A 22875-nucleotide genomic window follows, 5' to 3' on the forward strand; every position below is an offset into this window, starting at 1 on the left:
CGGGTGGTGCCCCTGACGGGGTCCGGCGCGGACTCCGGCGCGTGGCCGGGCAGGCGAAAAGCCCCGGCGGCCGGTCGGCTCCGGGGTGGTCTGTGGGGTGTCAGAGAGACAGAGCGCGGGCGCGCCGCCGGTACAGATCCAGGTCCGCCGGATGCGGCAGCGGCGGCTCGTCCACGACAGTCGGGGCCTCGCGCTCGGTGAACTCGCCGGCGAGCCGGTCGAAGACCTCGCGGCGTTCGTCCAGGCCGAGACGCTGCAAATACCCGGCGAGGTCACGGGCGTTGAGCTGGGCGCCGGCGGTGTGCGGGTTCGCGCCGTAGTTGACGACCGACACGTCACCCTTGTTCAGATTCACTTCGAGGATGTCGCGTTGCTCGAAATCAGGCGACCACTGCTGTCGGGTCACCCAGAACGCGAAGGACATCTCGTCGAGGTCGCCGCGCTCCATCGCCGACCGCAGCGACTGCACTGCGGGATTCGACGGGTCCAGGCGGGCTTCGGTGTGCAGGCCGCTGGAATCCTCTGCCAGCCGCAACGTGCCGGACTTCGTGCGGGCCAGCGTCATCCCGGTGTGATTCACCAGGAACGGCACGTCGGCACCCTCGCTGAGGGTCTTCTTGAACGCGCCGGACCGCACGACCTCCGTGTAGGGGCCGAGCCAGTCCTGCATCTCGTAAGACGCCTCGGTCACGCACGCGTACCCGGTGAACGTCAGGACATCGCCGCCGGTCCCATCTGGTGCCGACCGCAGCTCGACCCCCTTGAAGGGCATGCCGCGGCGTTCGACGGCGGCGGGCTTCACATCGCGTGCGCTGAGGTCCATCACTTCTCCTGTCCAGACTCGGCAGCCGACTTGGGCGTCTGCGCTCCGGCATCACCCTGCGGGGCGTCGGTGTGCGCCGAGTTGAGCGGCGCGAACGGGTCGGCTCCCTTGCCGTCCGGCAGAGGGGCTAGGTTCTCCAGCGCCCGGATCTCGTCCGGGGTCATGAGTGCCGCGTTGCGGGCCATCGAATAGACCGCGTACCGGCCGGCAGTGTCCGTGCGCAGCAGCGCGTCGACGTTGAAGCGAGCAGTCTGCGGCTTGGGCAGCATCGCCGACCAGCCGTCCTCGAACGTCCCGATCCAGCTCGCCAGCGTGTAGCGCAGGAAGCCGAGGCTCTGCTGCTCGATGCCAGTACCCCACGACGTAGTGCGGTCGACCTGGCCGAGCATGTGCGGCGGCAGCCCGAACAGCATCGCGATGTCGATGTTCTGCGCGGCCCGGGTGCCCAGGAACTGGGCGTCCTCCGGGGTGACGGAGATCGGCGTCCACTTGGCGCCGCCGGACAGCACCCCGACCGCGTGCGAGTTCTGCAAGCCTGAATGGGAGGCGCTGAAGGACTCCTTCAGCTGACGGGCGCGCTCCTTGTCGAGGTCGCCATCCAAGCTGATCACCCCGGACAGATGGGCGCCCTGTCCGTAGAACCGGGAGCCGAACTCCTCGGCCGCCAGCCCCAGTCCGATCGACTGACGGGCGTAGGAGATGACGCTCATCCCCGTCGGGGACTCTGGCATCCCCATGCCCATCAGATGGACCATGTCGGCGGAGTCCACCGGCTTCCGGGAGATCTTGTAGGTGCGCCGGCCCGCATCGTCGAAACGGCACTGCACACGGTCCGGATGCAGAACCCGCAGGCGAGTCGGGCGCAGCAGTCCGTCCCGCGCGGTGATCGCCGCATAGGCGTTGCCGCGCAACAGCAGCGACACCATCATCTGCGTGAACCCGGCCCGCCGCGTCGGCATCGACGTGTCGCTCGCCCCGCCGAACGGATCACTGACGATCCCCGGCGGGGGCTCCATCGTCTCCCGCAGCTCCCCGCGCATCCGCACCGCGTCGAAAGGCAAGCCGGCCACCGTCGTCGACAGGATTCGCACGCAGGCGGCGACGGCCAGCAACTGCATCGCCGTGTCCTCCGTCACCGGCACCCCGGCCGCAGTCAGCGGAGCCAGAGAAGCGTTGGACGGCACCGACCAGGGGTCGCCTGCGCCCGTCTGCGGTCCGCTGAAGCGCCGTTCGGGATTACGGGCGAGCGCTCTACGCATCAGGCTCATTGCCCACCACCCACCCGACCAGCAGCAGGACCAGACCCGTCACGACCAGCCCAACCACCGGCACCCACCACCACGCCGCACCCACCAGACAGCCCAGACCAGCCAGATCGACGACGTCGGACACCGAACTACGGGGGACACGGAACGAGGCGAACTTGAAGAGGCGCACAGCACCCCCTACAGGTCGGCCCAAGAGAAGAACTGGGGCTCAGGCGGTCGTTCCGGCTCGGTACAGGCCCGCTCCAGGGCCATGACGGCCGAGACTGCGAGGTCGATTTTGCGTGGGGAGGCTTTCGCGTCTTTCGACAGGCGGGAGCCGCGGGAGTCGGTGCGCACCACGCAGTTCGCGAGATGCCGGGCCAGCCGCGGGTCGCCGGAGTGCGTCAGCGACCGGTTCATGACCGCCTCGAAGAATCGCGTCGTCGCCGGGATCATCCGCGCAGGAGACTGCGGGAACTCCACGACCGGCAGGCCCTCGTCTTCGAGCACCTGGTAGGTGCGACCCCACCGGTACGGGTCGCAGACGATCTCCCGGACGTTCCAGCGACGGCAGGCGCCCCGGATCGCCGCCTCCACGTCCACGATCGGCACGGTCCAGTCGTTTCCGGCGGTCGACGGGCGCTCCCACGCCTCCACCACGTCCACGTGCGGCAGTTCACCGCCGCCGGACGGGCAGGACACGACCACCAGAGCCGTGCTGTCGCCGTTGAACGACCCGTCGAAGCCCAGGCAGACCTCGGCGCCGTCCGGTACCGGGCCCGAACCGGCGCAGGCGTCCCACGCACCGGCCGGCAACCACGCGGCGGCCGTGTTCACCCACTGGTTCAAACGCTTCGTGCGGAACTCGGCCTCGGGGGTGCGCTTGACGGCGGCCTCGAAGTCCTCCGGGTCGATCAGATCCCCGAAAGCCGGATTCGCGGCGGCCCACACCGCAGGATCACGGTGATCCGCCGTATCCGGGGCGCCCCACCAGGCCAGGAACAGACTCGGGTCGGTCTCCTCGCCGGCCACCAGGCGCTGCCCGTACTGGAAGAGCCGGTAGCAGACCGAGTCTTTGCCGGTGCTGTCGCTCTTCACCCCGGCCGTGGTGATCGCGAACAGCAGCGGGTCGATGCGGGCGCCTGCCGCGAGCGCCATGACGTTGAACAGCTCGTCGTTCGGCTGCACGTGCAGCTCGTCGAAGACGACCCGGGTGGGGGAGAGACCTTCCTTGGTGAAGGCCTCAGCGGACAGGCATCGGTACACCGACCCCGTACCCACAACTTCGATCGCATCCCGGTAGACCTTGCATGCCGAGGCCAGATCGGGGGCGTTCTCGACCATCCGCCGGGCATCCCCGAAGACGATCCGCGCCTGCTCCTTGTCACCCGCGCACGAGTAGACCTCGGCACCCTGGCACTCGAACAGGCCCTCCAGCGCGATCCCCGCGGCGAGCCCGGACTTGCCGTTCTTGCGCGGTTCGCCGACCAGCGCGACCCGGTGGCGGCGCCGTCCGTCCGCCCGCCGGGCGAAGACATGGCCGAGGAGCTTGTGCTGCCATGGCCGCAGTGTCAGCGGAGAGCCGGACGGGCCAGCGAAAGTGTCCCGGGTGACGGTGCATAGCGTCTCGATGAACTCGGCGACGCCCTCCCCGTCCCCGCGGCGCACATCGGCCGCCGGGACCGGCGTCAGATAGCGCGGCGGCCAGCTACTGGGCGCGCGCCTGCCTCTTGGAGAGGAGGTCGTCGAGCTTCGAGGCACGCTTCACCTCCGCGTAACCCAGGCGGGCCCGGTCAGTCGGCGTGAAGCCGCACAGCGACTCGTACTTGGTCATCTGCGACTCCAGCGAGCGCAGTTCGGACAGCAGCGGGTTCGCCCGGCGCTGCCCCATCGACCCCGTGACCATGTAGCCCTCATCCGCGATCGCGTCCCGCAGCGCCTCACGCTCGTCGTGCGCCTCGCATAGCCGCGTTAGCAGATCCAGGTCCGTCGCGGGCGACAGCCACGCCTGACCAGCCGTCCACAGGCGGTCCCAAACCGTGCGGCCCTTATCGGCGAGCGTGTCCGGCGGAACCGGGATCGAGGCGACCGCAGCAAGCTGCACCACCGGCTCAGGGAGCGCCCGCTTGCCCGGGTTCCCGGTGCGGCGCTTACGTTCCGTAGGGGTTGGAGGCCGTCCACCAGGCATGGCGACCACCCCCGGGAGAAATGACCTTGATCAAAAACCGGCTCAGAATCGCGGCCGTGTTTGGGGGCTGGGGGCCGGGTCCCTTAACGATCTTCGTTTCCAAGATTCACCCACCCCCCGGTGCGTGCGCGAGCAGCAGGGTGAGTCACACAGTGTGATGACCGTGGCTCTTCGTGAAATGCCGTGCCTGCCTCGCGCCTCGCCGCTCGGTGTGTGTGCTGCGCTGCTACGCCGAGTACTGGCCGTGGGCTGGGGCGCAGGACTGTCGGGGTGGTGCGGTGTGGCGCTACCGTGCGCTCCTTGGCCCACTGTGGTGGTGGGCAGTGAGGGGCGGTGCACCGTGGGCATGCTGGACCAGGCCGTACTACAGCAGCTGAAGAAGGCGCAGGGCGAGACGAACACCAGGCTCGACGCCCTACTCGCTGAGCAACAGCGCACCAACGAACTGCTCGCTCGGCTGGTCGCGTTGCAATCTGCGCACGGGGCGATGCCGGCGCCCGCAATGCCGACCACCACGACCTGGGGCCGGGGGGTTTGACCTGGGGGTTGGCCTGGGGGTGTGATGCCCCCTTTGTCGTGGACCCCTGAAAACTTGGATGGGGGGCCTCAGGCGTTGTGCTTGCGGGAGTTGCAGGCCCGGCAGAGCACGGTCACGTTGTCGAGGGTGTCGGTTCCGCCTCGGCTCTTCGGGATCTTGTGGTCGCCGGTGAGGTCGGTGGCGGGGTGGGCCGGGACGTTCCAGCCGGGACACCAGTCGCCGTAGACCTGGCGGTGCGCGGTGACGGCCTGGCCGCGCGTGCGTCGCCAGGCCGAGCCGTATCCGCGCTGGGCGGCTGAGCCGCGCCGCTGGTTGAACGCCGTGGTGCAGGCGTCGCACCGCGAGGGGTTGCGGGTGAGGGTGCCGCAGTCGAGACAGGGCCGCTTACGCATTGATCCAGGAAGCGGGGAGCGGGGGCGGTGCCGGTTCGGGCTCGGGTGCGGGGGTCGGTTCCGGGGTGCAGGTGCAGGGCGGCGCGGTGCAGGTTTTCGCGTGGACGAGGGAGGCCGCGTCGAGGCCTATGGCGTGGTCGGCGCAGCCGTAGATGGTTCGGATGCAGTCGGCTGGGGTGGGCATGGGACCGAAAACGGGCGCGGGGAGTTGAGGGTCGGCGAGGAGGGTAGTCCTGTCGCGCCGTTCCTGTTCGAGGGCGACGTAGGCGACAAACTCGTCGTCGGTGAGGCGTCGGCCCCAGTGCACGACGGCGGGCGCACCGCATCGGGTGCACGGTGGCCCGGCGGGCTGGATGTCGGGTGTGGGCTCGCTCATGGGCACTCCTCGTCAGGCAATGCGGGTCAGCTTGAGCCAGGAGCCGCTTTTGATGGTGGTCGGCGTAGCCCAGCTCGCCGTCGGCGCCCACCGCAGCCGAAACGTGCCTGCGGTGCCGCCCACTTGCAGGACGCCGCGCGGGGCGATGCTGGTGCCGCTGGAGGCGATTCCTACGGTTGCGGCGGTCGCAACGTCGAGGAGGTCAAGCCGCACGGAGGTTCCGTTGTCGCTGTTCGAGGCGACAGGGCCGTTTTCCGTCCACCGGAACACAGAACCGGCCGGGGCGGACCAGGCGAGGCTGATATCTGCCGCTGGGTCGCCAGTCACGGCCAGATAGCTTTCGACGGCGTACCAGCCGCCGATTTCGACGGTTAGCGCGAGATGCGCGTCGTCGTGGACGGTAGTGCTGATCACGGCCTCGTCGACGGTCTTGGCGGCGGCCTGCGTTTCAGCCTCGGCTGCGTTCATGCGCAATTCAAGGCTGGCGATGCGCGTCTGGGCGTCAGAGACGTAGGAGTTGAGGTTGTTGCCATACGCCATCGGGTAGTAGGCGGCATCGCCGTAGGCTCGGTCGCCGTGCGGGTCGGTGGCGCTCGTGTGCGCGCTCACCGCTCCGGTAGCGGCCCCTGAGGCGTCAGCACCAACATCGGACGCTCCAAGGACGACCGCGCCAGTCTTCGTGTTAACGGACTGCACGAGGTTGACAACCAGATAGGTCCCGCTGGACGCGCTGGCGGCCGGTGTGGCGGCCGGGAGCAACACGGTCGGGACGGTCTTGGGCAGGCTGAGCGGGAAGGCGTCACCAGTCGCGTCGGTGAAGGCGATCCGCACGTCGTAGGTGAACCCGCTTGGGCTGATGCCGGCCGAGTCGGTGGCGACGACCGTCATGGTGAACGACCCGGTCGCGTCCAGGCTCTGAACGGCCGGTCCTTGCACGACGAGCCCAGAGGTCGCGGCGACGATCTTTCCCGGGTGAGGGCAGAGGCTGACGGTGCCGCGCATCGGCGTGCCGTCGGGGTGCGTGTAGGTGCCGGACACGGTCACCGTCTGGAGGCCTGGCGGGAGCGTCATGGGCACCTCCAGACGGAAAGTGGGGCCCGCTCCGGCCCGAGGGTGAAGTCGGCCGGAGCGGGTTGTCCCACCAGGAGCCCGGGAAGGCGGCGGGATGTCGGGGCGCGAACCTGGGGGGAACGGGCGCCCCGAGACAGGGGGTCAGGCGGCGCGGCGCAGGATGCGCTGGGCGCGGGGCCGGACGGATCGTTCGGCGGTGGCGATCTGCGTCTGGGTGTAGATGCGCCGGCCGTGCTCGTCGTGGTGCGCGTCGGTGAGGATGCCGCGCCGTTCCCAGCTGTAGATCGTTTCTTTGGTGCGGCCGGTGAACTCGGCGGCCTGCTTGATCGTGAACCAGATCTCGCCGTTGGCGTCCTCGCGATAGGTGTCCATGCGGGCACCTCCCCGGACATGCGAAAACCCCCGCACGTGGCGGGGGTTGACTTTGGGCGCACTGATGGCGCTGTTACGCATTGTGCATAGCGATGATCGCCTTGTCCAGTACGGGCGCGGATCAGTTCTTCTTCGGCGCGCCAGGGGTGGGCTGGTCGGGCCTGGGGAAGTGGCCGCCGCGCGAGGCCTGATAGGTCGTCTCATGCTTCGGATCGGGCCGCGTCTGAGGGGCGATTGGCATGGTCTTGCGGAGCGCCATGATGGCGGTTCCTGTCTCGCGTAGGGATGGGAACCGGGGCGGCTTCCTCGCCTGGCAGCAGTGGCCGCCCCGGGGTCAGTTGGTCGTTCCGGGCTCCCTGGAGAGCACCCGCACGTGGGTCCGCGCCGGGTTCTGGGCGTCGTCGACCGTCTCGATCAGAAGGTCCCCCACGCGCCTGCGGTCGGCCGTAGGTGGCGCTGTAGGTGTAGGTGTAGGCGCCCCTGTAGGCGCTTCCTGACCTGCGACGACTACACCTCCTACGGGCCCCGCGGCCGGGGTCGGAGAGGGGCGGGGAGCGGGGGGCGGGAGGTCGTCCACGCGGACCCCGGTCGAGGGGGTGCGGCCGGGCATCCGGACGCCCTGCCGGACGGGCACGTGAGCGGCAGTGAGGGCGGCCCGGGTGTCGGCTGTGGACCAGGGTGTGCCAGTGGCCTCGGTGAGGTGCTGGGCAAGTACCGAGAGGTGCACTCCTCGGCCGCCCCCTGCGACCTTCCGGACGTGGTCGAGGAGGTCGGTGGCCGAGAGGGTGGGGGAGGCCTCTTCTTCGACGGGTTCCGGGGCCTGGGCGGCGGCTGGAGCCGCAGGCCGGGGTGGTCGGCCCGCGCGCCATGCCGCGAAGCCGACCGCAGGGGCGATGGCCCACAGCAGCGCCGGGGCGGCCCGCACGAGGCGCCACAGGATCCACAGCCCGGCGCACAGCACCGCGAGACGGATCCAGCAGCCGAGCGAGGCCTGCCAGCCGGTGAGGTCGTCGCGGCGTCCGGCCCGTACCCACGCGCCGGCACGGTCGACGAGGCGGCGGCCGAGCAGCGTCGCGCCGTCGGCGAGGCGGGTGACGGCCCGGTTGAGGCCGCTCACAGCAGACCACCGAGCCCGTTGAACGCGCTCACGATCTGGTCCCCGCCCTGGTTCACGAGCCCGGGCAGCCAGTTGAGGAGGCTGGCGATCCCGGCCGTGACGCACAGGCAGGAGCCGTTGACGAGGCCTCCGGTCATGCGCTTCTTGTCAGCCTTGCCTGCCGATTTCCAGATGAGGCAGAACGCGACGGTCCCCAGGAACACCACGATCGCACCGTTCGGGGTGAGCCCCTGGAGCGCGCCATGGGCAAGCGGAGAGCTGTTGCCCTGCCCGGTGACGGCCTTGAGGGAGTGGTCCCCCGCCCCGTTGGTGACGGTTGGCGCGCAGCCCGTGAGCCAGCCGAGGATTCCGCCGACGCACATCGTGCCGAACGCGCCGAGGAGCAGCCCCTCCCCCCAGGGCACCAGGAGCTTCAGGTCGCGGCTCCCCTTCCACCACGGCCGCAGGTTGGCGAAGGCGATCACAAGGTTGATGACCAAGCCCCCGGCGGTGAGCCCGGCGTTCACCGCGTCACCCCCGTCACGGCGGTCACGGGGTCGAACAAGGACATGGCGCCGGTCGCGCCGACAATCGCGGTGACGAGCAGGGTGCGCGCCCACCACCGTCGGGACCGGTCAAGGAGGAACGCCACGCCGAGAGCGACGCAGGCGAGGGTGTAGGCGCCGCCGGTGCTCTCCTCGGTGCGGCACTTGTGCAGCACCTCGGCCCACGCGGCGATCAGGCTGTAGCCGTGGGGCAGCAGAGGCAGCGCGGCGATCCCGGCCGTGGCGATGGTCTGCACGGGGCGCAGCCATGCCCACAGCCACGACCAGTCCCTCGATGGCTCCGGCTCCGGAACGGGCTGCACGAGGTCGACGGTGACCCGCACTTCGAGCGGCGCGGGCGGCGGCGGATCCGGCAACGAGTACCAGGGCGGCGGCGGAGGCGGAGGGGGAGGCGGCGGTGCGTCGGCGACAGGGATCGGGATGTGGACGCCGGACGGGATGATCCGCGTCGGCTCGATCGGGGTAGGCATGGCGGGGCTCACAGGAGGTAGGCCGACACGGCGGCGCTGCCCAGGGTCGTCGCGGCGAGCGTGGCGGCGGGCCGGTGGTGACCGGCGTGCCAGGCGGCGACGACGAGGAGCGCGGCAACTGCGTCGGTGAGGCGGGTGGCGGCAGGGGTGGTGAGGCCGAGGGCGACACACAGGTGCCAGCCGTCGGCCAGGTCGCGGAGTTCGAGGTGGGCCACGGTCACCACGCCCGCCAGGTGAGGGCGAGGCACAGGGCGCCGGTGACGACGCAGGACGCGGCGACGAACAGCACGGCGTGCACAAGCACCGCATGGGTGACGTCGTCGCGGTAGGTGCCGATCGCCAGGCCGAGGGCGGCGACGATGGCCACGGTCGGGAAGCCGATCATCAGGGCGAGGAGCATTAGTTGTAGCCCTCCCCGCCCTGTCCGACCTCGCCCGTGACGGGCTTGGTGGGCTTTTTGATCTCGCGGTCGAAGGTGCGCCGGACACTGTCCGGACTCGTGTCCGGGCCCAGTACTTCGCGGGTGATCGCAACGGCTGCGGCGCGGTCTTTGAGACCCTTCTGGAGCAGGGCGCGGACCGTCTCGCCGATTGTGTCCGGACGCTGTCCGGACAACATGTCCGCCCTGATCAGCGCGATCTGGGGGTCGGACTCCCACGGCTCCTCGGGCTCGGCGTCCGGGACTGTCCGGACACGGTCCACGGTGTACTCCGTCGGCCGCCCGTGAAGGATCAAGGCGACCTGTACGGCATCGACATGGACGCCGTACACGCCGAGGAGCGAGGCGAGTTCGGACGGCGTCAGCTCAGGCTGAGACTCGTGCGCGATCCGGATCACCTCGGCGGGGTCCATCTCGGCGAACCGGCGGCCGAGGACGGCGGTTGCGGAACGGTCCGTGTCCGACTGTCCGGACACTGTCCGGCCCGTGTGCTCGATGTGGTGGACAGCCCGGTCCTTCACGGTTCGGCCCGCCCGCAGTGGGGCGAGCATCCATGCCCAGCCGCCGAACGCCGGCAGTCGATAGGGGTGCTCACCGCGCGCCGTGCGGGCCGCCGCCCGGGGTCCGGCCCAGGAGAGTTCGGACACGGCGAGCAGAGCCAGCGTCGGCACGGAGAACAGCAGCGTTGCGGCGATCCCGCCGTGGATGAGGTCGGCGTGGAACTTGTTGAGGTAGACGGAGGTGCCTGCCGCAGCGATCGCGGACATGCGGGCCCCGATAGCGGAGCGTCCGGCCTCGGAGGCTTCAGAGGCGAGGTGGAGGCAGGCGTAGGCGGCGCCATCGAAGACAGCGACGGCTGCGCCTGCGATGCCGGTGGGGGCGTCGTAGTGGCGGGCCACGGCGTACAGCGACCAGCCGGTGGTGGCGACGGCGGCCAGCGACACGGTGGTCAGTGCGGCCCGCCAGGCAGTGCGGTTCATGAGAGCCCGTCCAGGAAGGTGCGCGGGTGGGCCGGGCCGCACGCGGCGGCCCGGACGCCGTTGGTCAGCGGGGCTGTTCGGCGTATGCGGCGGCGTTGGTGAACGCGTCGTGGGCGGCGTCGCGCCAGAGGCCGATGGACCAGCGGTCAGGCTCCGTCTGGAGTTCCTGGATGCGGTGGGTGAGCGCTTCGCCGCGTGCCTGCTCTTCGAAGGCGAGGGCGGGGGCGGGCTGCGGCGTCATCGGATGCCTCCCACTGCGCGCCGAAGGTTCAGCGCGTACTCGCCGCGCGTGATCGGCGCGTCGTCGGTGATGCGGGGCATGAGGCGCAGCACTTCGCGCTCGACCTCGTCGGCGCGCTGCGACCGGAAGCCGTGGGCCTCGGTGGCGTAGCGCAGGGCAAGCGCCATACGGCTCGGCTCGCGCATGGCGCCGGTGGGGCGGACCTCGGTGAGCCGGTCGGCGATGGCGACGAGGACGGCACGGGCGTCGGCGCTGGGCCCGGTGACCTGCCTCAGAGCCTCGTCCTGCTGGCTGGGGTGCTGCGGGGCGCTATCGGTACTGCGCAAAGCGCCAGTACGATCGGTCATGGCTTTCCTCCTGGTGATGCAGGTGGATGGCTGGCCCGGCCCGGTGTGCTACCACCGGGCCGGGGTTGAGGCGGGGCCTGGTGTGCTACCACCGGGCCCCGCCGCCGTTCAGCCCCGGCTCGTTGTGTCACCAACGGCCGGGGCTTTGTGCTGTGTTGACACTAGAGCGAGTACTAGCGCTTTGACAAGTACTCTGGAAGGGTGGTGCCATGCCGGACGCTGACAGAAGGGGGGACTTCCCCGAGATGGTGACCTTCACCGAGATCGCCAGACGGCTCAACGCCGGCGACTACCTGACACGGCCCATCACCCGCCAGGGCGTCAGGTACATCGCTGACCATGACCCGCTCTGGCCAGTTTCCCGCGAGAGCTGGCTGCGGATCGGCAACGCCTGGGCCGTCCCCTGGGCTCCCATCGAGGCTTTCTTCCGTTCCCGAACCACGCGTGGCAGAGGCCCCAACAAGGTCGTCGAGTAGACCGCCGCCCCCGGCTGTAGTCGGGGGCGGTTTGCGTGTCAGCTGGCCATGGCTATCCGGGCGGCGAGCGCTAGATCGTCACCGGTGAATAGGGAGCCGCAGGCCCCGCACTCCGTGTACGCCTCCCAGTCCCGCTTGCGCAGAGCCAGCGAGTCGCAGCGTGGACACGGCTGATCGACTGGCCGCACCCTGGGGCGCAGCTGAGTGATGCCCCGCACGGCGCGCATCATCGAATAGAGCTCGTCGCGCATCTCACCCGCCCAGGGCTGCATGGCCGCCCAACCGAGGTGAGGGATGAGCCAGGCCGCGAGCGCTTCCTCCGTGCGGCTCCGGGGACCATGAAGATGCCGCTCCTCGGTGATGAGCTGCACCCAGCCGCCGAGAGTCCCGCTAACGGGGATGTCACCGTGCTGGTCGCCGTCGGCGTCGCAGACCGCTTCGAGGGCTGCCGGGCCGACGAGGTTCAGCGTGTCGAGTCGGCCAGGCAGGGGCGGGGTGCGCGTGCCGGCACGCCCCTGGTCGCCCGTGACCTCGCGCAGCATGCTGCCACGGCGCAGGACGATGAGCTGCTGCGGGAGCTCGGCGAGCCAGCCGGACATCTGCCGCACGCAGGGGTCGCAGAGCAGTTGACGGGTGGCGAGTTCGTGGGCTCGGAGTTCGCGGGTGCAGGTGGCGGCGGCGCACGGACGGGCGGTGTCGTTCACGGCGGGCTCCATGGTGCGGTGGGTCAGGGGTGATCAGCAGCTGATGTAGATGCGGGCCTTGGGGTAGGCGGCGCAGGCGTCGCGGAGTGCACGCAGGTAGTTGAGGGCGCCGTCGTAGTCGCCCCAGCCGTTCTTGGGGTTCATGGCCCGGTACTCGTCAGGCTCGGCTTCCATTGCGGCGACGGCTCGCTGGAGAGCGGGGAAGCTGTCGCCGGCGTATGCGTCCGCGAGGTCGGCAAGCCGGTGCCCCAGGGCCTTGGTCCACATCGGGGAGACGTTGCTGGTGTAGTTGCCGATGTCGGCGGGCCGGAACTCGGCGGGCTCGGGGCCGCCGGTGTCGACGGTCATGTACAGGCTGATGTCGTAACTCACGGTTGCTCCCGGGTGGGTCAGGGGGTGGCGGTCTGGCCGATGGCCCGGAGGTTCAGGACCTCGGCTTCGTCGTCGAGGAGGCAGGCCGCCGCGTCGGCATCAAGCCCGGCGGCGGCGATCGTCACGGCGCAGTGTTCGAGGAGGGCGACAACGGCCGCGCAGCTGATGTACGGCTGGCCGTCCTGGGCGGTGGACAGCGGCAGGAACGTCGCGAGGATGACGCGGTCGGTCATGATCCCTCTCGGTGGCAGCGGCAGACGCAGTGCCCGCCCCGGTCGTCGGCGCTCTCGCAGAACTTGCACGTTGCCGCGGTCTTGGTGCTGCCGTCGTACCGCTTGGCCTGGGTCTGGCAGTAGCTGTGGTCACCGTGCAGGCAGCCAGTGGACAGATAGGCGTGGTGGCCGTGGCGTTCGTCGACAAGGCGGGCGCGCAGCGCCTGAAGGGCGCTACAGGGGCAGGACTCGGGCTGGTCGTTCACGGGCTCTCCTCGGGCAGCAGCAGGTCGGTGATCGTCTCGGGCCAGTGGCGGTAGGCGGGCGGGCGGGTGGCGGGCCAGCAGCCCCCGTCGGCGGCGAGCCCGGAGTGGTAGCCGGGCCAGTCGAAATGCCGCGGCTCGTCGGGGGCGTGGAGGTCGAGCCAGGCCTGCTCGTCGGGGTCGGGGTCGGGGTCGGGGGCGGTCACGGCTGGCCGTCGGTTTCGAGGATGTAGCCGTTGCGGCGGGGCTTGCCTTCGCGGGTGGTGGCGGTCGGGTGGAGCTGACTGGCCTCGATGGCGCGCCGTCGGACCTCGCGCCCGGTCTTGGTGAGGGTGACGACGGTGACCTTGCCGTGCCCCCAGATACCGGGGATCGACTGCACCTCGCCGACGACCTTGATCCGGGTCGGGTCGTCGACAGCGTGGTGGCGGTTGCTGAGAGAGCGGTAAATCTGGCCGGGTTCTATGGGCATTTCGGTTCCTTTCGGGTGGGGTTGGGGTGGCGGGGCGCCTGTGCGGCCCTGAGAGCCGCGCAGAGCGCCCGACTTAGCGGATTACCTGCTCGGTACGTTCGGGCGCGAGAGAGGCCTTCAGGGGCTTTCCTGGGGGCATGTTGCGGCCCGCCGTGTCGACCAGCTCGCAACCGGTCGCCGATGCCGGCGGCGTGATGGACGCGTGCAGCGACACGTTGAGCGTGAACAACGAGACGGCCCGGGAGCCCTGTTGGCCGACCGACGCCGCCAGGGCCGCAACGGCTCTCAGCCGCGCCTCCGCCGCACGGCCTCGGCGTACCTGGGCGCTCAACCGCCCGTCGGCTGCCGACCGGGCACGCGACAGCCGGCAGATCCCCACACGTAGCCGGTCCGCCTCCGCCGCCGTCAACCGGCCTCGCTCGGCACGATCGGCGAGGACGAGCAGCTGCTCGACCGTCGGTGGCCGGCTCACGTCCGCCTCCCGTTCCCGGTGACGATCCGCCCCGCGGCGTCGAGGTGCCCGTCCGCAGCGGCGAGGAGCCGCACCGCGCGGGCCAGCACGACGGCTGGGGACTCGTAGCGGTAACAGCGGCGCAGGATCTCCGCCGTCCGCGCCCTGAGCGTTGGTGACATGGGGCGCGGGGCGCTCATCGTCGCGCCTCCCGCGCCTGCCGCTTGGCCTCACGCTCCAGGTACAGCTCGGTGCGGTCCCGGTGGGCTTTGCCGTCCTTCAGCCAGCGGCCGCGGGTGTCCATGCAGCGGGCGCCGGACACGCAGCCGCAGCGCGGACACTCGACCATGAGCGCCCGGTTGTGGATCGTGGGTTCACGGTGGGTCATCGGGTTCCTCCGAGGATCTTGCGGGTGAGGGTGATCTGGGTGGCGAAGGTGTACGCGGGGCCGCTCGCCCGGAGCGCCGGTTCCGTCAGGTATCCGTGGGCCTCGATCACTCCGTCGGCGAAGTCGGCCTGGTCCCGCATCCATTTGGCGAGCCCCCGGGCGGCTTCCGGCGACAGGAGTCCGGCGAGCAGGCCCCCGGGGCCGCCGACCGCGTCGTCGATGCCGTGGGCGAACCACAGGGACTCGGGCGCGATCCGGCTGTGCCAGCAGGGATTGGTCTTGATCTCGTCGTCGGTCTCGTCCGCCAGGTCCAGCAGGATCTGCGCGGCAGTCCGAAGGTCGTCGATCATGTCGTTCATCGGGTTCCTCCAGGGGTGGTGGTTGTGCTGGACTGGGCGGGTGCGGCCCCGGATAGGCCCCGGGGCCGCACGGTGGGTGTCACGGGGTGGGGTGGTCTTGGGCCCGCTGCCGGAGATAGGCCTTGAACTCGTCGACCGCCTGCTGGTCGCCGGGGCTGAGGCGGAAGTTCGGGTTGTTGCCGCAGCGCGGGCCGACCGTGGCGGCGGGCTCGATGGCGTCCCGCTGCTCCTGACGGCGAATCATCAACCACGGACCTCGTCGACGTAGACGCTCACCGTCCGGCCTCCTCGGGCTGCTGCGCCGCGTCGGCCATGCGGCGGAACTTCGCCAGTGCGGCCTCGTCCTCGTCGGTGAAGCCGTCGGCGAGCGACATCTCTTCGGCCGCCTGGTCGAGGGCGAAGGTGAGGAACTGGCGCTCGTTGTCGGTCAGCAGGGGCGCCCAGTCGGTGACAGTGATGCGGCCCGGAGCGGCGGCGAGGGCCGCGACGGTGCTGACGTACCCATGGTGATGGGATTCCCGGGGCACGCCGCAGTGTCCGCACAGGCCGATCGTGTCGGCCTCGGCCGCCCGGTCGGCGGGCGCGGGCAAGGCGGCCTGGTCGGTGGCGAGCAGCTCCCGCAGCACCTCGGGCACCTGATGCGGTCCCACGGGATGCGAGGCAGGCCAACCGTCGGGCCCCTGCTCGTGGCGACGCATCGCCGAGAACGGGTTGCCGAGTTCGGTGAACCGTTCGGTGAGGACGGTGCGGAGGCGGTCAGGCAGGTCGGTCATGGGGTTTCTCCTCGGTGGGGGGCGGGTCAGGGGGCGGCCACGGCGGTTGTCGTGGCACGGCAGGTCAGGCGGCGTCGGCCGACTCGCGGAGTCCAGCAAGGAGCCGTTCACGGTTGGCCTGCTGCTGCGCGGGGCTGAGCGGCACACGGCCAGCAGGCGCCATCGCGCGGCCCGTTGGGACTGCCTCGGCGTACAGGCGTCCCAGAAGGTCTGCGGGCGGCATCCGCAGAGCCCTGCGGGCCTCGGCGACCGTGTTGCGGTGGCAGCCCACCCGGAAGGCGACGGACGAGTCCGTGTGCCCTGCGCGGATCAGGGCGGCGATGTCGGCACGGACCTTCATGCCGCCACCTGCTCGGCTTCTTCGTACCGGCGGGCGTGGACGGTGGCCCTCGCCCGCCCGTCTTCGTGGCACGGGACGGTCGGCTCGACCTGGCAGGTCGGGCAGCACGCGGTCAACTCCGCCCAAGCGGAGATCCGTTGCGGGTGTAGCGAACCGCCGGTGAGCAACCGGGTCTTGCCTGCCCGGCAGGGCTTGTGTGCGGCGACCCCGCACCAGGGGCAGGCGACGGACCGGGCCGGGTGCTGGCCGGCGCGCAGGTTGTGGCGGATCGACTCGGGCATCGGGGCTTGGGACTTCACGGCTTCCTCCTCAGGTCGGTGCACGGCTTGCAGGGGCAGGTCTGGCGGGATCCGTCGTCGAGCCGGTCGCGGTGCTCGGTGGCGACGACGTACTCGCGGTACGCCTCCAGGGCTCGGCTCCAGGCGCCGGGCGGCTGCGGGGGCGGCGGGTCTGGCGGACGCGTACCGGTCGGCCAGGCGCCGGGCTGGTAGCCGGGCGGCTTCGGCGGCGGCGGCGCGGTGCTCGGCTTGTCGCGGCGGGCGCGGCCGGCGGCTATCTGGTCGCGGAGGTACCGGCCGAGGTCGCCCTGCTGCCGCATCGCCTTCACGTCATCGCGGTCGGGCTCATTCACGCTCGGCCTCCAACTGCTCGATGCGCGCTTCGAGAGCGGCGATGCGGGCCATCGCGCTGTCTTCGGTGGGCAATGAGCGGTTTGCGGCGCAGGTGCACCACGTGAGGAGCCGTGCCGTGCTGGGCGAGCCCTGGTTGGCGGCGGTGCCCATGCAGCGGGGCATGACGTCGTCGTCCAGGTCCGGGCACTGATGGCAGTTGGGCGGACAGCGGTGCGCGGTCACTTGACCCCCTCCCGTCCGTTGAGCTCGGCGAGCTTGGCGAGGGATGCGGCCCGGCGCTGCTCGATCACCTCGGGCGACTCCAACTGCGCGGGCCCACCGTTCGCGACCCGGGTGCGGGCGGCGTGCGGAGTGTGGAGCTCCTTGCGGCTGCCGCGGCTGCCCGGCACGTCGACGGCGCACGGCCGTCCGATCGCGGCCCGGCAGACAGGGCAGGCGACACCGAGCGGGCCGGGGCGCTTGACCTCAGCGACCTCCTCGCCAGGCATGTCGGGCAGGGCGTCGGTGAGGCCGGCGATGAACTGGGCAATCGGGCGGCGCCGCAGCGGGATGCCGTCCGCGGCCTTCGTCCGCTGCGCTCGCAACGCGGCGAGGTAGGCGTGGACGTTGTCGGGGTCGGCGTCCGGGACCTCGGCGGGCAGGCCGGGCCCCTGGAAGTCGGCGGCCCGGTTGCCTCGTTGACGCCAGATCTCGCCGATGATCTCGGCCGGGCTGACGAACGGCTGACGTCCGGCAACCGCTGCGGCAGCGGCGCGGGCCTCGGCCATCGGCCACGCGGTGAGGACGTCGTGCCAGGCGTCGGGGGTGAACTCGTCGAACTTCTGCTGCGGGCACAGGGCTTTGACGTAGCGGGTCAGAACGACGGTCTCTTCGGGGGTCACTTCTCCTCCTGCATGCGGGACTTGGCTCGGGCCATGGCCCGGTCGAACAGGTCGTTGGTCTCCTGCTGCTGACGGTTGGCCGGGGCGATTCCGCTGCCGACGGCGGCTGGCAGGTAGGCGACGCCGTCCTGCTGCTCGGGCGCTTCGAGGGAGCGCCAGCCCTGGACCCAGGCGGACGCGCCGGCGGGTTGGCCTTTGAGGCGGGCCGAGTTGACGGCGTAGGCGACCATCGCCGGGATCCCCACCCGGTCCATCGCTTGCCGCGTGTACTCCCAGCCGGACTCGCGGAGGTCCCAGGCGATGCCGGAGAGTCCGGCCGTGGCGATGGCGCGCTTGAGAGGGGCGAGCTGATCCGGCAGACCGCCCGCTCGGTCGCTGCTTGCAGCACCAGTACTTCCGTAGGAAGTACTGGTGGGGGACGGGGCGGGGGCGGGGGCGCCGTTACTAACGCCGTTACGAAACGCGCTGAACTGCGAGGATCGTTGATTCTGCGCGCGGCTTTCTCTCGTCTTCGTGTCGTCGTCGTGTCGCGATGCTGTCGCCGTCGTGTCGTTTTCCTGGTTTTCGACAGCACTCGTAACGCCGTTACGAGAGGCGTTACGCGCAGGCCCCTGTGAGGCAGCCTTCTTCGCCTCCCGCTCAGCCTTCTTCCGGTCACGGAATGCCTGCTGCCGGGCCGCGTTCGCCTGCCGGTCGGCCTTGATCTTGGCCCGGTCGGGGTTGTATTCGAGGAAGTCGTGGATCTGCCATCCACCATCGACCCGATCCCAGAGCTGAGCTTCCTCAAGCTCCCGCGCGCTGGCCTTAAGTCCACGAACCCGAGAGACGACCGAGAGTTCGCGATCCAGGATCTTGCCCTCGGTCAGATTCTCGGAGGACCAGCACAGGGCTGAGATGTACAGCCGGAAGGCGCGGTCAGACAGCAGCGCAACCTTCCGGTGCGATGGAAACCTGTCGTCCAAGCGGACCCACGGCATGAGCGGCTTCTTCCTGGCGGTACGGGTAAGGGGTGCGGGTGCCGGGCTAGTGGGGGCCGGCGCGGGCCGGGCGGGAGGCGGTCACGCGGCGGCCTGGTCCGAGACGAGCGCCGCGCGGACCGTGTCGGTGGAAATACCGAGCCGGACCGCGATCTCGTGGCTGGAGAGGCCGCAGTCGTGCAGATGCTTGGCCTCTTCGCGGCGGAGGGCTGCCAGCTCGTCGCGGTTCAGGGGCCGCTCAGTACCCGTTTGAGGCTTTGCCGCAGGGTCGTCGATGGTGTCGTCGTCCCAGGCGCCGACCGGCGCCCAGCTGCGGCCGACGGCGTGGTTGCGGGCCCTGCTGTAGGCCTGGTTGCCGACGCCGTGGTCGCGGGGGTCTGCTCGCCACAGCTCGTCGTACAGCCGTCGCACGGCTCGTTCGGTTGCGGCAAGCACCTTCGCCGACCGCATACTCGCCCCGAAGTTGGCGCGCTCCATGCCGAGCCGGGCCGCTAGCTGCGCTTGGGGCCAGCCGGCGGCGACGAGCGCTTGGAGACGGCGGTGGGTTCCGGTGCTGTCCACGGGGACCGCTCCGCCCAGCCGGTCGCCTTCTGGACGGATGGCGAGAAGCTTCGCAGCGGTTTCGGGACGTACCCGCTTGGAGGGTTCCATGCCGCGGTGCGCGGCCCCGTAGAGCAGCTTCTCCACCGTTCCTCGACCGACACCGGCCATGGCGGCGATGCGTTTCCAGCCCATGCCGTAGTCCATGAGCATCTGGACGTGGGCGCGCACGGGTCGTGCGTCGATGTAGGGCTGCCACCGGCCGTATGCCTGCTGCCGGTACCGGTCGTTTTCCGCTTGGCGATTGGCGGTCTTGCAGGGCTCGCACCGGCAGCGTTCCACGACGTACTTGGCGCGGGTTCCGTGGGCGCGGGTCGCCATCACGCCACCTCCGTCAGGGTGCGGCGCCAGCGGTAGTAGGCGGTCTGGAGGCTGTCTTTGGTCACGCCGAGCCGGTTGGCGGCGTGCTCCCAGCTGTGGCCTTGTTCGAGAACCAGTTCGTGGGCGTTCTCTCCGAGGATCACGGCGCGCGGTGAGTGGCCGGTCGCCGGGGTGAAGTCGGGGTCTTCGAGGGTGTCGGGATCCCAATAGGCCGGCGGCGCCCAGCGGTTGGCTTCAGCGCGCTGCCGGTTGCGCTCGTGGGTGCCGGGGGTATCGGCGAGCCGCAGGTAGGCGCCGGTGATGCGGGCTTCGGTGTCGGCGCGCAGAGTCTGTCGGCGGCCGGAGATGAGGGCGGAGATGACGGACTGGTCGACGCGTGCCGCAGCGCAGATCCCGCTCGCTCCGTTGACGTGATGCCCGATGGCGAGGAGGGCGCGCAGCCGCCGCGCTGAGGCGAGGGCCGGCACGAGGCGTCCGGGCTGGGGATCGACCGGGACGGCAAGGATGCGGTTCGCGACGGTGCGCTTGATGGCGGCTTGCCCGTGGAGCAGGCGGTGGATGGTGCAGCTGGAACATCCGGATTCGGTGAGGAGGTAGTTCCATCCGCAGTTGTCGAGGATCTTCTGTGCGTGGGCGGCGACGGGCGGTGCGGGGACTCGCAGGCTGCGGCCGGTGGCGTTCATGACTCGGCGGCGCTTGTCGTAGCTGTTGCGGGCGTCGCAGCACCGGGGGCAGCTGCATCCGCGGACGCCTTGTGCGGGGCGGCCAACGGATCGGGCGTAGGTCCCGTGGGGCGGGAGCGGCTTGGTCGCGGTGGTCACTGCCGTCCCTCCTCTCGCTTGTGCAGGTCGATTTGGGCGATGCGCCGGTCGAGTTCGGCGTCGAGCTCGGCGAGGGCCTGCGCGTCGAGCACCGCCGGGCTGGGGGCAGCCTCGGGCTGTTCCTGCTGCCGGGTGGTGATCCGGCGCAGGGCGCTCCAGGCCAGCCGGACGAGGACGGCGAGGAGGAGCAGGTAGCCGACCGCCAGATACACGGCGAGGGCCCGGGCCGCGTAGATCGCGAAGGTGGTCATGACGCCTCCCGGGTGAAGGCGGCGTGCTGTTCGGGGGTGATGAGGCCGCTGTTACGCCACTGGTCAATGAGGTCGTCTTGGCCGGGGATGGCTACGCAGGAGGAGCAGAGGCGTCCGGCCGGGGCGGCGTCGTTGTCTTCACTGGGCGGCTTCTGACCCCACCGGCACGCCTTGATCCCGGCAGCCTCGGCCTCCCGCTCCAGCTCCCTCATGGGGGCGGCGGCGTGCGGGTAGAAGAACTCGATCTCGTCGGGCTCGCCGGGCTTGCCATAGGCCAGGCACAGGCATTCACCGGACATGTGGATGTGCTCGGTGACCTCGTTCAGCGGCAGCGCCCCGTCGAAGCACAGGCGGTGCTGAGCGTGTTCGTGGTCTTGCTGGCAGCGGTGGCGGGCCCGGTACTCGCGCATGTGGGCGTCGGTCCAGTGCACGAGCGGTGATACCCAAACGATCGCGCCGTCCTGGTCGATCGCTTCGGCGTTGCGGAAGCGGCGTTCGGTCTCGCCCCAGCGCATCCCGCCCAGGTAGGCGATCTTCCGGGTACGGCCCTGGTCGCCGACGACGCTCTTACGGAACCGCATCAGCGGCTCGTCCTTGAGGTGCCGGTACATCACCTTGTGGCCGGCCGGCCCCGGGAAGCCCTTCCACACAGCGCGCTTCCCGGCATTCGGGCCGGTGGACGCGATGACCTTGCCGAGGACGAGATCCCGGTAGGAGTTCTTCGGGTGCAGCTCGTGCAGGGTGTCCCCCCACGCTGCGGCGAGGTCGCGGACGTACTGCGTGGTCTCGGGGATGCCGGTGCCGGTGTTCACGTGGAGGACGGCGTCATACCGGTCGCGCAGCAGGTGGCCGACGATCGCGGAATCGTTGCCCCCGGAGGACAGCCAGTACGTGCCGACGACCGGGTAGACGGACAGGGCATCATCGAGGATTTCGGAGGAACGGGCGATCGCCTCGTCGAGGGTGCGGGCGACGTGCTCGCCCTCGACGGCTTTCGGCGGCTGCTTGCCCAGCAGGTCGGGCATGCCGGGGAACATGTCGCCGACGGGCTGGTTGCGCTTGCTGCGGGCGCTCACGCGGCTGCCCTCCCGGCTCGTGCTGCTGCGGTGCCGCGCCAAGTCCTTACGCCGCTGTGGTGGGCGGTGGGCCGGTCGGAGCAGGCCCAGCCGGCGGTCTCAATGAGGCCTTCGTCGCGGAAGAGCGTCATGGCTCTTCCCCATTGCGACTGCGGGTGGCGTGGGTCGGGGAGGTCATTGGCGTCTGCCACCGAGAAGGCGGTGAACTCGCGCCCTGATGCGGCTGCATGCTCGAACGCGGGGCGGATCTGGTCGAGCCAGTCGTCGAAGGCCTCAACTTGGCGTCGTGTCGCAGTCGTTTTCGGCTCCGGCACGGAGCCATCGAGTGCCGGCTGTACGAGCGCGGTCATCAGTGCGCCCCCTTCTTGCGCCTCTTGTACTCGGCGCAAGCTGCGTTCTGGCAGGCACGGCAGGCCCTTCCGTCGGGGCGGGCGTAGGTGTTCTCCGGGGTGAACTTGTGGCCGCGATGACAGTGGGTTTTGCGGGCATTTAGGGCGCTAGGGCTGACGCCGCGCTGGGTGTTCTCGCCGGGCGGTACGGGCTCCAGATGAGCCGGGTTTACGCAGCGACGGTGGAGGCAGTCCGACCCGCCAGGGCATGTGGTGTCCATGGAGTGGCAGGTGTGGTCGAGGACGAGGCCTTCGGGAATGGGGCCGATGAAGGCGAGGTACGCGACACGGTGGGCGCTGTCCCGCTTGGTTGCCTGTATTACGCCGTACCCGTCGCGGTCGAGCGCCTTTTGCCAGATCCAGCAGTCGCTCGCGATGTCGGGGATGCTGTGCGCCTGGATTCGGTCCCTGGTGCGTTCGCGGTAGCTCTCGTCGTGAGCCGTGGTCCCGGTCAGGCTGGCGACCGGGCGCTTTGATCGCGATCCACTGCCGTCGAGGGCAGGCTGGACGAGGGTCATGACGTGCCCCCCTCGGCCTGCTCGGTGGCTGCGGCGATGTCGTCGAGCTCGGCCTTGTCGGCTTCCTGGGTCTGCTGCTGGGCGGCGGCCAGTACGTCCTCGGTCGGCGTCCAGAACCCGAGGGCGCCTTTGGCGGGGACCGGCTCGGGGAGGGCCACGACGTCGTCGAGCGTCCAGTGGTACGTGCTGGGGAATGCCCATTCGCTACAGCAGATGTCTGCGTCACTGGCGAAGTGGCAGCCGGTCAGCGTGGCGGCGCCGACGATCGCGCCGTACACATCCAGGTGGGGTCCGTAGACGGTGGCCCAGCGGTTGCGTTGGGCGCCGGCGTGGATGAGGATGCGGGCGCCGTGCATGCGCGCGGGGAGCTTCCAGGTGCGGTTCTCGACGCGCTTCGTCTGGTGGACGATCGCCCCAGCCCACGGCTGTTTGATCGTGAGTGCCTTCATGGCG

Annotated in this window: 45 protein-coding genes; 2 read left to right on the forward strand and 43 right to left on the reverse strand. The window is 70.4% G+C overall.

Going from position 1 to position 22875, the window contains the following annotated elements:
- Positions 1-100: 100 nt before the first annotated feature.
- The 5 genes from ACFYM2_RS21140 to ACFYM2_RS21160 are packed head-to-tail and all read right to left on the reverse strand — an operon-like array spanning position 101 to position 4177.
- The gene (locus ACFYM2_RS21140) at positions 101-823 is read right to left on the reverse strand and encodes an HK97 family phage prohead protease (protein WP_388838079.1); all 723 of its coding nucleotides are present in this window, start codon (positions 821-823) and stop codon (positions 101-103) included.
- Positions 823-2091, reverse strand: a complete 1269-nt coding sequence (locus tag ACFYM2_RS21145) for a phage portal protein (protein ID WP_388838082.1) — start codon at positions 2089-2091, stop codon at positions 823-825. Before ACFYM2_RS21145 ends, ACFYM2_RS21140 begins: the two co-directional genes overlap by 1 nt.
- Entirely contained in the window at positions 2075-2260 is a 186-nt protein-coding gene (locus ACFYM2_RS21150) for a hypothetical protein (RefSeq protein WP_388838085.1), read from the reverse strand. The genes ACFYM2_RS21145 and ACFYM2_RS21150 overlap by 17 nt, the downstream gene beginning before the upstream one ends.
- 8 nt (positions 2261-2268) lie before the next feature.
- Complete coding sequence (locus tag ACFYM2_RS21155) at positions 2269-3831, reverse strand: terminase large subunit domain-containing protein (protein WP_388838088.1); 1563 nt, start codon at positions 3829-3831, stop codon at positions 2269-2271.
- Complete coding sequence (locus tag ACFYM2_RS21160) at positions 3779-4177, reverse strand: phage terminase small subunit P27 family (RefSeq protein WP_388838091.1); 399 nt, start codon at positions 4175-4177, stop codon at positions 3779-3781. Before ACFYM2_RS21160 ends, ACFYM2_RS21155 begins: the two co-directional genes overlap by 53 nt.
- A 421-nt stretch (positions 4178-4598) precedes the next feature.
- Here ACFYM2_RS21160 and ACFYM2_RS21165 point away from each other — a divergent pair, with 421 nt between their 5' ends.
- Positions 4599-4796 carry a hypothetical protein gene (locus tag ACFYM2_RS21165; protein ID WP_388838094.1) on the forward strand — a complete coding sequence of 66 codons (198 nt, stop codon included), beginning with the start codon at positions 4599-4601 and terminating at the stop codon, positions 4794-4796.
- Positions 4797-4864: 68 nt separating this feature from the next.
- On the opposite strand, the gene ACFYM2_RS21170 is transcribed toward ACFYM2_RS21165, so the two are convergent.
- The 13 genes from ACFYM2_RS21170 to ACFYM2_RS21230 all read right to left on the reverse strand — a co-directional run bounded on the left by ACFYM2_RS21170 (position 4865) and on the right by ACFYM2_RS21230 (position 11146).
- Entirely contained in the window at positions 4865-5188 is a 324-nt protein-coding gene (locus tag ACFYM2_RS21170; protein ID WP_388838097.1) for an HNH endonuclease signature motif containing protein, read from the reverse strand.
- Positions 5181-5564: a hypothetical protein gene (locus tag ACFYM2_RS21175; RefSeq protein ID WP_388838100.1), complete on the reverse strand. Its 384-nt coding sequence runs from the start codon at positions 5562-5564 to the stop codon at positions 5181-5183. The genes ACFYM2_RS21170 and ACFYM2_RS21175 overlap by 8 nt, the downstream gene beginning before the upstream one ends.
- Before the next feature lie 12 nt (positions 5565-5576).
- Positions 5577-6635, reverse strand: coding sequence for a hypothetical protein (locus ACFYM2_RS21180; RefSeq protein ID WP_388838103.1), 1059 nt, complete (start codon positions 6633-6635; stop codon positions 5577-5579).
- Positions 6636-6776: 141 nt separating this feature from the next.
- The gene (locus ACFYM2_RS21185) at positions 6777-7007 is read right to left on the reverse strand and encodes a MerR family transcriptional regulator (protein WP_388838106.1); all 231 of its coding nucleotides are present in this window, start codon (positions 7005-7007) and stop codon (positions 6777-6779) included.
- 121 nt (positions 7008-7128) lie between these two features.
- Positions 7129-7266: a hypothetical protein gene (locus tag ACFYM2_RS21190; RefSeq protein ID WP_388838109.1), complete on the reverse strand. Its 138-nt coding sequence runs from the start codon at positions 7264-7266 to the stop codon at positions 7129-7131.
- A 75-nt stretch (positions 7267-7341) separates the two neighbouring features.
- Entirely contained in the window at positions 7342-8124 is a 783-nt protein-coding gene (locus ACFYM2_RS21195) for a hypothetical protein (RefSeq protein WP_388838112.1), read from the reverse strand.
- The gene (locus ACFYM2_RS21200) at positions 8121-8603 is read right to left on the reverse strand and encodes a hypothetical protein (protein WP_388838115.1); all 483 of its coding nucleotides are present in this window, start codon (positions 8601-8603) and stop codon (positions 8121-8123) included. Before ACFYM2_RS21200 ends, ACFYM2_RS21195 begins: the two co-directional genes overlap by 4 nt.
- Positions 8604-8626: 23 nt before the next feature.
- Positions 8627-9139 (reverse strand): hypothetical protein, encoded by a 513-nt coding sequence (locus ACFYM2_RS21205; RefSeq protein WP_388838118.1) that lies wholly within the window; start codon positions 9137-9139, stop codon positions 8627-8629.
- A gap of 8 nt (positions 9140-9147) precedes the next feature.
- Positions 9148-9363: a hypothetical protein gene (locus tag ACFYM2_RS21210; protein WP_388838121.1), complete on the reverse strand. Its 216-nt coding sequence runs from the start codon at positions 9361-9363 to the stop codon at positions 9148-9150.
- Entirely contained in the window at positions 9357-9539 is a 183-nt protein-coding gene (locus ACFYM2_RS21215; protein WP_388838124.1) for a hypothetical protein, read from the reverse strand. Before ACFYM2_RS21215 ends, ACFYM2_RS21210 begins: the two co-directional genes overlap by 7 nt.
- Positions 9539-10558, reverse strand: coding sequence for a hypothetical protein (locus ACFYM2_RS21220; protein WP_388838127.1), 1020 nt, complete (start codon positions 10556-10558; stop codon positions 9539-9541). The genes ACFYM2_RS21215 and ACFYM2_RS21220 overlap by 1 nt, the downstream gene beginning before the upstream one ends.
- Positions 10559-10622: 64 nt before the next feature.
- Positions 10623-10799, reverse strand: a complete 177-nt coding sequence (locus ACFYM2_RS21225) for a hypothetical protein (RefSeq protein ID WP_388838129.1) — start codon at positions 10797-10799, stop codon at positions 10623-10625.
- A complete protein-coding gene (locus ACFYM2_RS21230; RefSeq protein WP_388838131.1) occupies positions 10796-11146 on the reverse strand; it encodes a hypothetical protein in 351 nt (116 codons plus the stop codon). Before ACFYM2_RS21230 ends, ACFYM2_RS21225 begins: the two co-directional genes overlap by 4 nt.
- A 209-nt stretch (positions 11147-11355) precedes the next feature.
- On the opposite strand from ACFYM2_RS21230, the gene ACFYM2_RS21235 reads away from it, so the two are divergent.
- Positions 11356-11622 carry a hypothetical protein gene (locus ACFYM2_RS21235; protein ID WP_388838134.1) on the forward strand — a complete coding sequence of 89 codons (267 nt, stop codon included), beginning with the start codon at positions 11356-11358 and terminating at the stop codon, positions 11620-11622.
- 38 nt (positions 11623-11660) lie between these two features.
- Here the strand turns inward: ACFYM2_RS21235 and ACFYM2_RS21240 are convergent, their stop codons facing one another.
- The 25 genes from ACFYM2_RS21240 to ACFYM2_RS21360 form a co-directional block, all read right to left on the reverse strand.
- Complete coding sequence (locus ACFYM2_RS21240; protein ID WP_388838137.1) at positions 11661-12326, reverse strand: hypothetical protein; 666 nt, start codon at positions 12324-12326, stop codon at positions 11661-11663.
- A gap of 33 nt (positions 12327-12359) precedes the next feature.
- Positions 12360-12698, reverse strand: a complete 339-nt coding sequence (locus ACFYM2_RS21245; RefSeq protein WP_388838140.1) for a hypothetical protein — start codon at positions 12696-12698, stop codon at positions 12360-12362.
- 17 nt (positions 12699-12715) lie between these two features.
- On the reverse strand, positions 12716-12931 hold the full coding sequence (locus ACFYM2_RS21250) for a hypothetical protein (protein WP_388838142.1): 216 nt from the start codon (positions 12929-12931) through the stop codon (positions 12716-12718).
- A complete protein-coding gene (locus ACFYM2_RS21255) occupies positions 12928-13176 on the reverse strand; it encodes a hypothetical protein (RefSeq protein WP_388838145.1) in 249 nt (82 codons plus the stop codon). Before ACFYM2_RS21255 ends, ACFYM2_RS21250 begins: the two co-directional genes overlap by 4 nt.
- On the reverse strand, positions 13173-13379 hold the full coding sequence (locus ACFYM2_RS21260; protein ID WP_388838148.1) for a hypothetical protein: 207 nt from the start codon (positions 13377-13379) through the stop codon (positions 13173-13175). The genes ACFYM2_RS21255 and ACFYM2_RS21260 overlap by 4 nt, the downstream gene beginning before the upstream one ends.
- Positions 13376-13645 carry a hypothetical protein gene (locus ACFYM2_RS21265; RefSeq protein WP_388838151.1) on the reverse strand — a complete coding sequence of 90 codons (270 nt, stop codon included), beginning with the start codon at positions 13643-13645 and terminating at the stop codon, positions 13376-13378. The genes ACFYM2_RS21260 and ACFYM2_RS21265 overlap by 4 nt, the downstream gene beginning before the upstream one ends.
- 73 nt (positions 13646-13718) lie before the next feature.
- Positions 13719-14117, reverse strand: coding sequence for a hypothetical protein (locus ACFYM2_RS21270; RefSeq protein ID WP_388838153.1), 399 nt, complete (start codon positions 14115-14117; stop codon positions 13719-13721).
- Positions 14114-14278 (reverse strand): hypothetical protein, encoded by a 165-nt coding sequence (locus tag ACFYM2_RS21275; protein WP_388838156.1) that lies wholly within the window; start codon positions 14276-14278, stop codon positions 14114-14116. Before ACFYM2_RS21275 ends, ACFYM2_RS21270 begins: the two co-directional genes overlap by 4 nt.
- A 14-nt stretch (positions 14279-14292) precedes the next feature.
- A complete protein-coding gene (locus ACFYM2_RS21280) occupies positions 14293-14484 on the reverse strand; it encodes a hypothetical protein (RefSeq protein WP_388838158.1) in 192 nt (63 codons plus the stop codon).
- On the reverse strand, positions 14481-14843 hold the full coding sequence (locus tag ACFYM2_RS21285; RefSeq protein WP_388838161.1) for a hypothetical protein: 363 nt from the start codon (positions 14841-14843) through the stop codon (positions 14481-14483). Before ACFYM2_RS21285 ends, ACFYM2_RS21280 begins: the two co-directional genes overlap by 4 nt.
- A gap of 79 nt (positions 14844-14922) precedes the next feature.
- Positions 14923-15087, reverse strand: a complete 165-nt coding sequence (locus ACFYM2_RS21290; RefSeq protein ID WP_388838165.1) for a hypothetical protein — start codon at positions 15085-15087, stop codon at positions 14923-14925.
- 28 nt (positions 15088-15115) lie between these two features.
- The gene (locus ACFYM2_RS21295; protein WP_388838168.1) at positions 15116-15616 is read right to left on the reverse strand and encodes a hypothetical protein; all 501 of its coding nucleotides are present in this window, start codon (positions 15614-15616) and stop codon (positions 15116-15118) included.
- A gap of 64 nt (positions 15617-15680) precedes the next feature.
- Positions 15681-15956 carry a helix-turn-helix domain-containing protein gene (locus ACFYM2_RS21300; RefSeq protein ID WP_388838171.1) on the reverse strand — a complete coding sequence of 92 codons (276 nt, stop codon included), beginning with the start codon at positions 15954-15956 and terminating at the stop codon, positions 15681-15683.
- Positions 15953-16255 carry a hypothetical protein gene (locus ACFYM2_RS21305; protein ID WP_388838174.1) on the reverse strand — a complete coding sequence of 101 codons (303 nt, stop codon included), beginning with the start codon at positions 16253-16255 and terminating at the stop codon, positions 15953-15955. The genes ACFYM2_RS21300 and ACFYM2_RS21305 overlap by 4 nt, the downstream gene beginning before the upstream one ends.
- Positions 16252-16587 carry a hypothetical protein gene (locus ACFYM2_RS21310; protein WP_388838177.1) on the reverse strand — a complete coding sequence of 112 codons (336 nt, stop codon included), beginning with the start codon at positions 16585-16587 and terminating at the stop codon, positions 16252-16254. The genes ACFYM2_RS21305 and ACFYM2_RS21310 overlap by 4 nt, the downstream gene beginning before the upstream one ends.
- Positions 16580-16810: a hypothetical protein gene (locus ACFYM2_RS21315; RefSeq protein WP_388838180.1), complete on the reverse strand. Its 231-nt coding sequence runs from the start codon at positions 16808-16810 to the stop codon at positions 16580-16582. Before ACFYM2_RS21315 ends, ACFYM2_RS21310 begins: the two co-directional genes overlap by 8 nt.
- Positions 16807-17469: a hypothetical protein gene (locus ACFYM2_RS21320; RefSeq protein ID WP_388838182.1), complete on the reverse strand. Its 663-nt coding sequence runs from the start codon at positions 17467-17469 to the stop codon at positions 16807-16809. The genes ACFYM2_RS21315 and ACFYM2_RS21320 overlap by 4 nt, the downstream gene beginning before the upstream one ends.
- On the reverse strand, positions 17466-18446 hold the full coding sequence (locus ACFYM2_RS21325) for a hypothetical protein (protein WP_388838185.1): 981 nt from the start codon (positions 18444-18446) through the stop codon (positions 17466-17468). The genes ACFYM2_RS21320 and ACFYM2_RS21325 overlap by 4 nt, the downstream gene beginning before the upstream one ends.
- A gap of 81 nt (positions 18447-18527) precedes the next feature.
- Positions 18528-19370 carry a hypothetical protein gene (locus ACFYM2_RS21330; RefSeq protein ID WP_388838188.1) on the reverse strand — a complete coding sequence of 281 codons (843 nt, stop codon included), beginning with the start codon at positions 19368-19370 and terminating at the stop codon, positions 18528-18530.
- On the reverse strand, positions 19367-20188 hold the full coding sequence (locus ACFYM2_RS21335; RefSeq protein ID WP_388838190.1) for a hypothetical protein: 822 nt from the start codon (positions 20186-20188) through the stop codon (positions 19367-19369). The genes ACFYM2_RS21330 and ACFYM2_RS21335 overlap by 4 nt, the downstream gene beginning before the upstream one ends.
- Positions 20185-20439, reverse strand: coding sequence for a hypothetical protein (locus tag ACFYM2_RS21340; protein ID WP_388838193.1), 255 nt, complete (start codon positions 20437-20439; stop codon positions 20185-20187). Before ACFYM2_RS21340 ends, ACFYM2_RS21335 begins: the two co-directional genes overlap by 4 nt.
- Positions 20436-21515: a hypothetical protein gene (locus ACFYM2_RS21345; protein WP_388838196.1), complete on the reverse strand. Its 1080-nt coding sequence runs from the start codon at positions 21513-21515 to the stop codon at positions 20436-20438. Before ACFYM2_RS21345 ends, ACFYM2_RS21340 begins: the two co-directional genes overlap by 4 nt.
- A complete protein-coding gene (locus tag ACFYM2_RS21350; RefSeq protein ID WP_388838199.1) occupies positions 21512-21865 on the reverse strand; it encodes a hypothetical protein in 354 nt (117 codons plus the stop codon). Before ACFYM2_RS21350 ends, ACFYM2_RS21345 begins: the two co-directional genes overlap by 4 nt.
- Positions 21865-22422, reverse strand: coding sequence for an HNH endonuclease (locus tag ACFYM2_RS21355; RefSeq protein ID WP_388838202.1), 558 nt, complete (start codon positions 22420-22422; stop codon positions 21865-21867). The genes ACFYM2_RS21350 and ACFYM2_RS21355 overlap by 1 nt, the downstream gene beginning before the upstream one ends.
- Positions 22419-22871, reverse strand: coding sequence for a hypothetical protein (locus ACFYM2_RS21360; protein ID WP_388838205.1), 453 nt, complete (start codon positions 22869-22871; stop codon positions 22419-22421). Before ACFYM2_RS21360 ends, ACFYM2_RS21355 begins: the two co-directional genes overlap by 4 nt.
- Positions 22872-22875 lie beyond the last annotated feature (4 nt).

Origin of the sequence: Streptomyces sp. NPDC006711, from assembly GCF_042869775.1 — a bacterium.
In the GTDB taxonomy this organism is placed as follows: domain Bacteria; phylum Actinomycetota; class Actinomycetes; order Streptomycetales; family Streptomycetaceae; genus Streptomyces.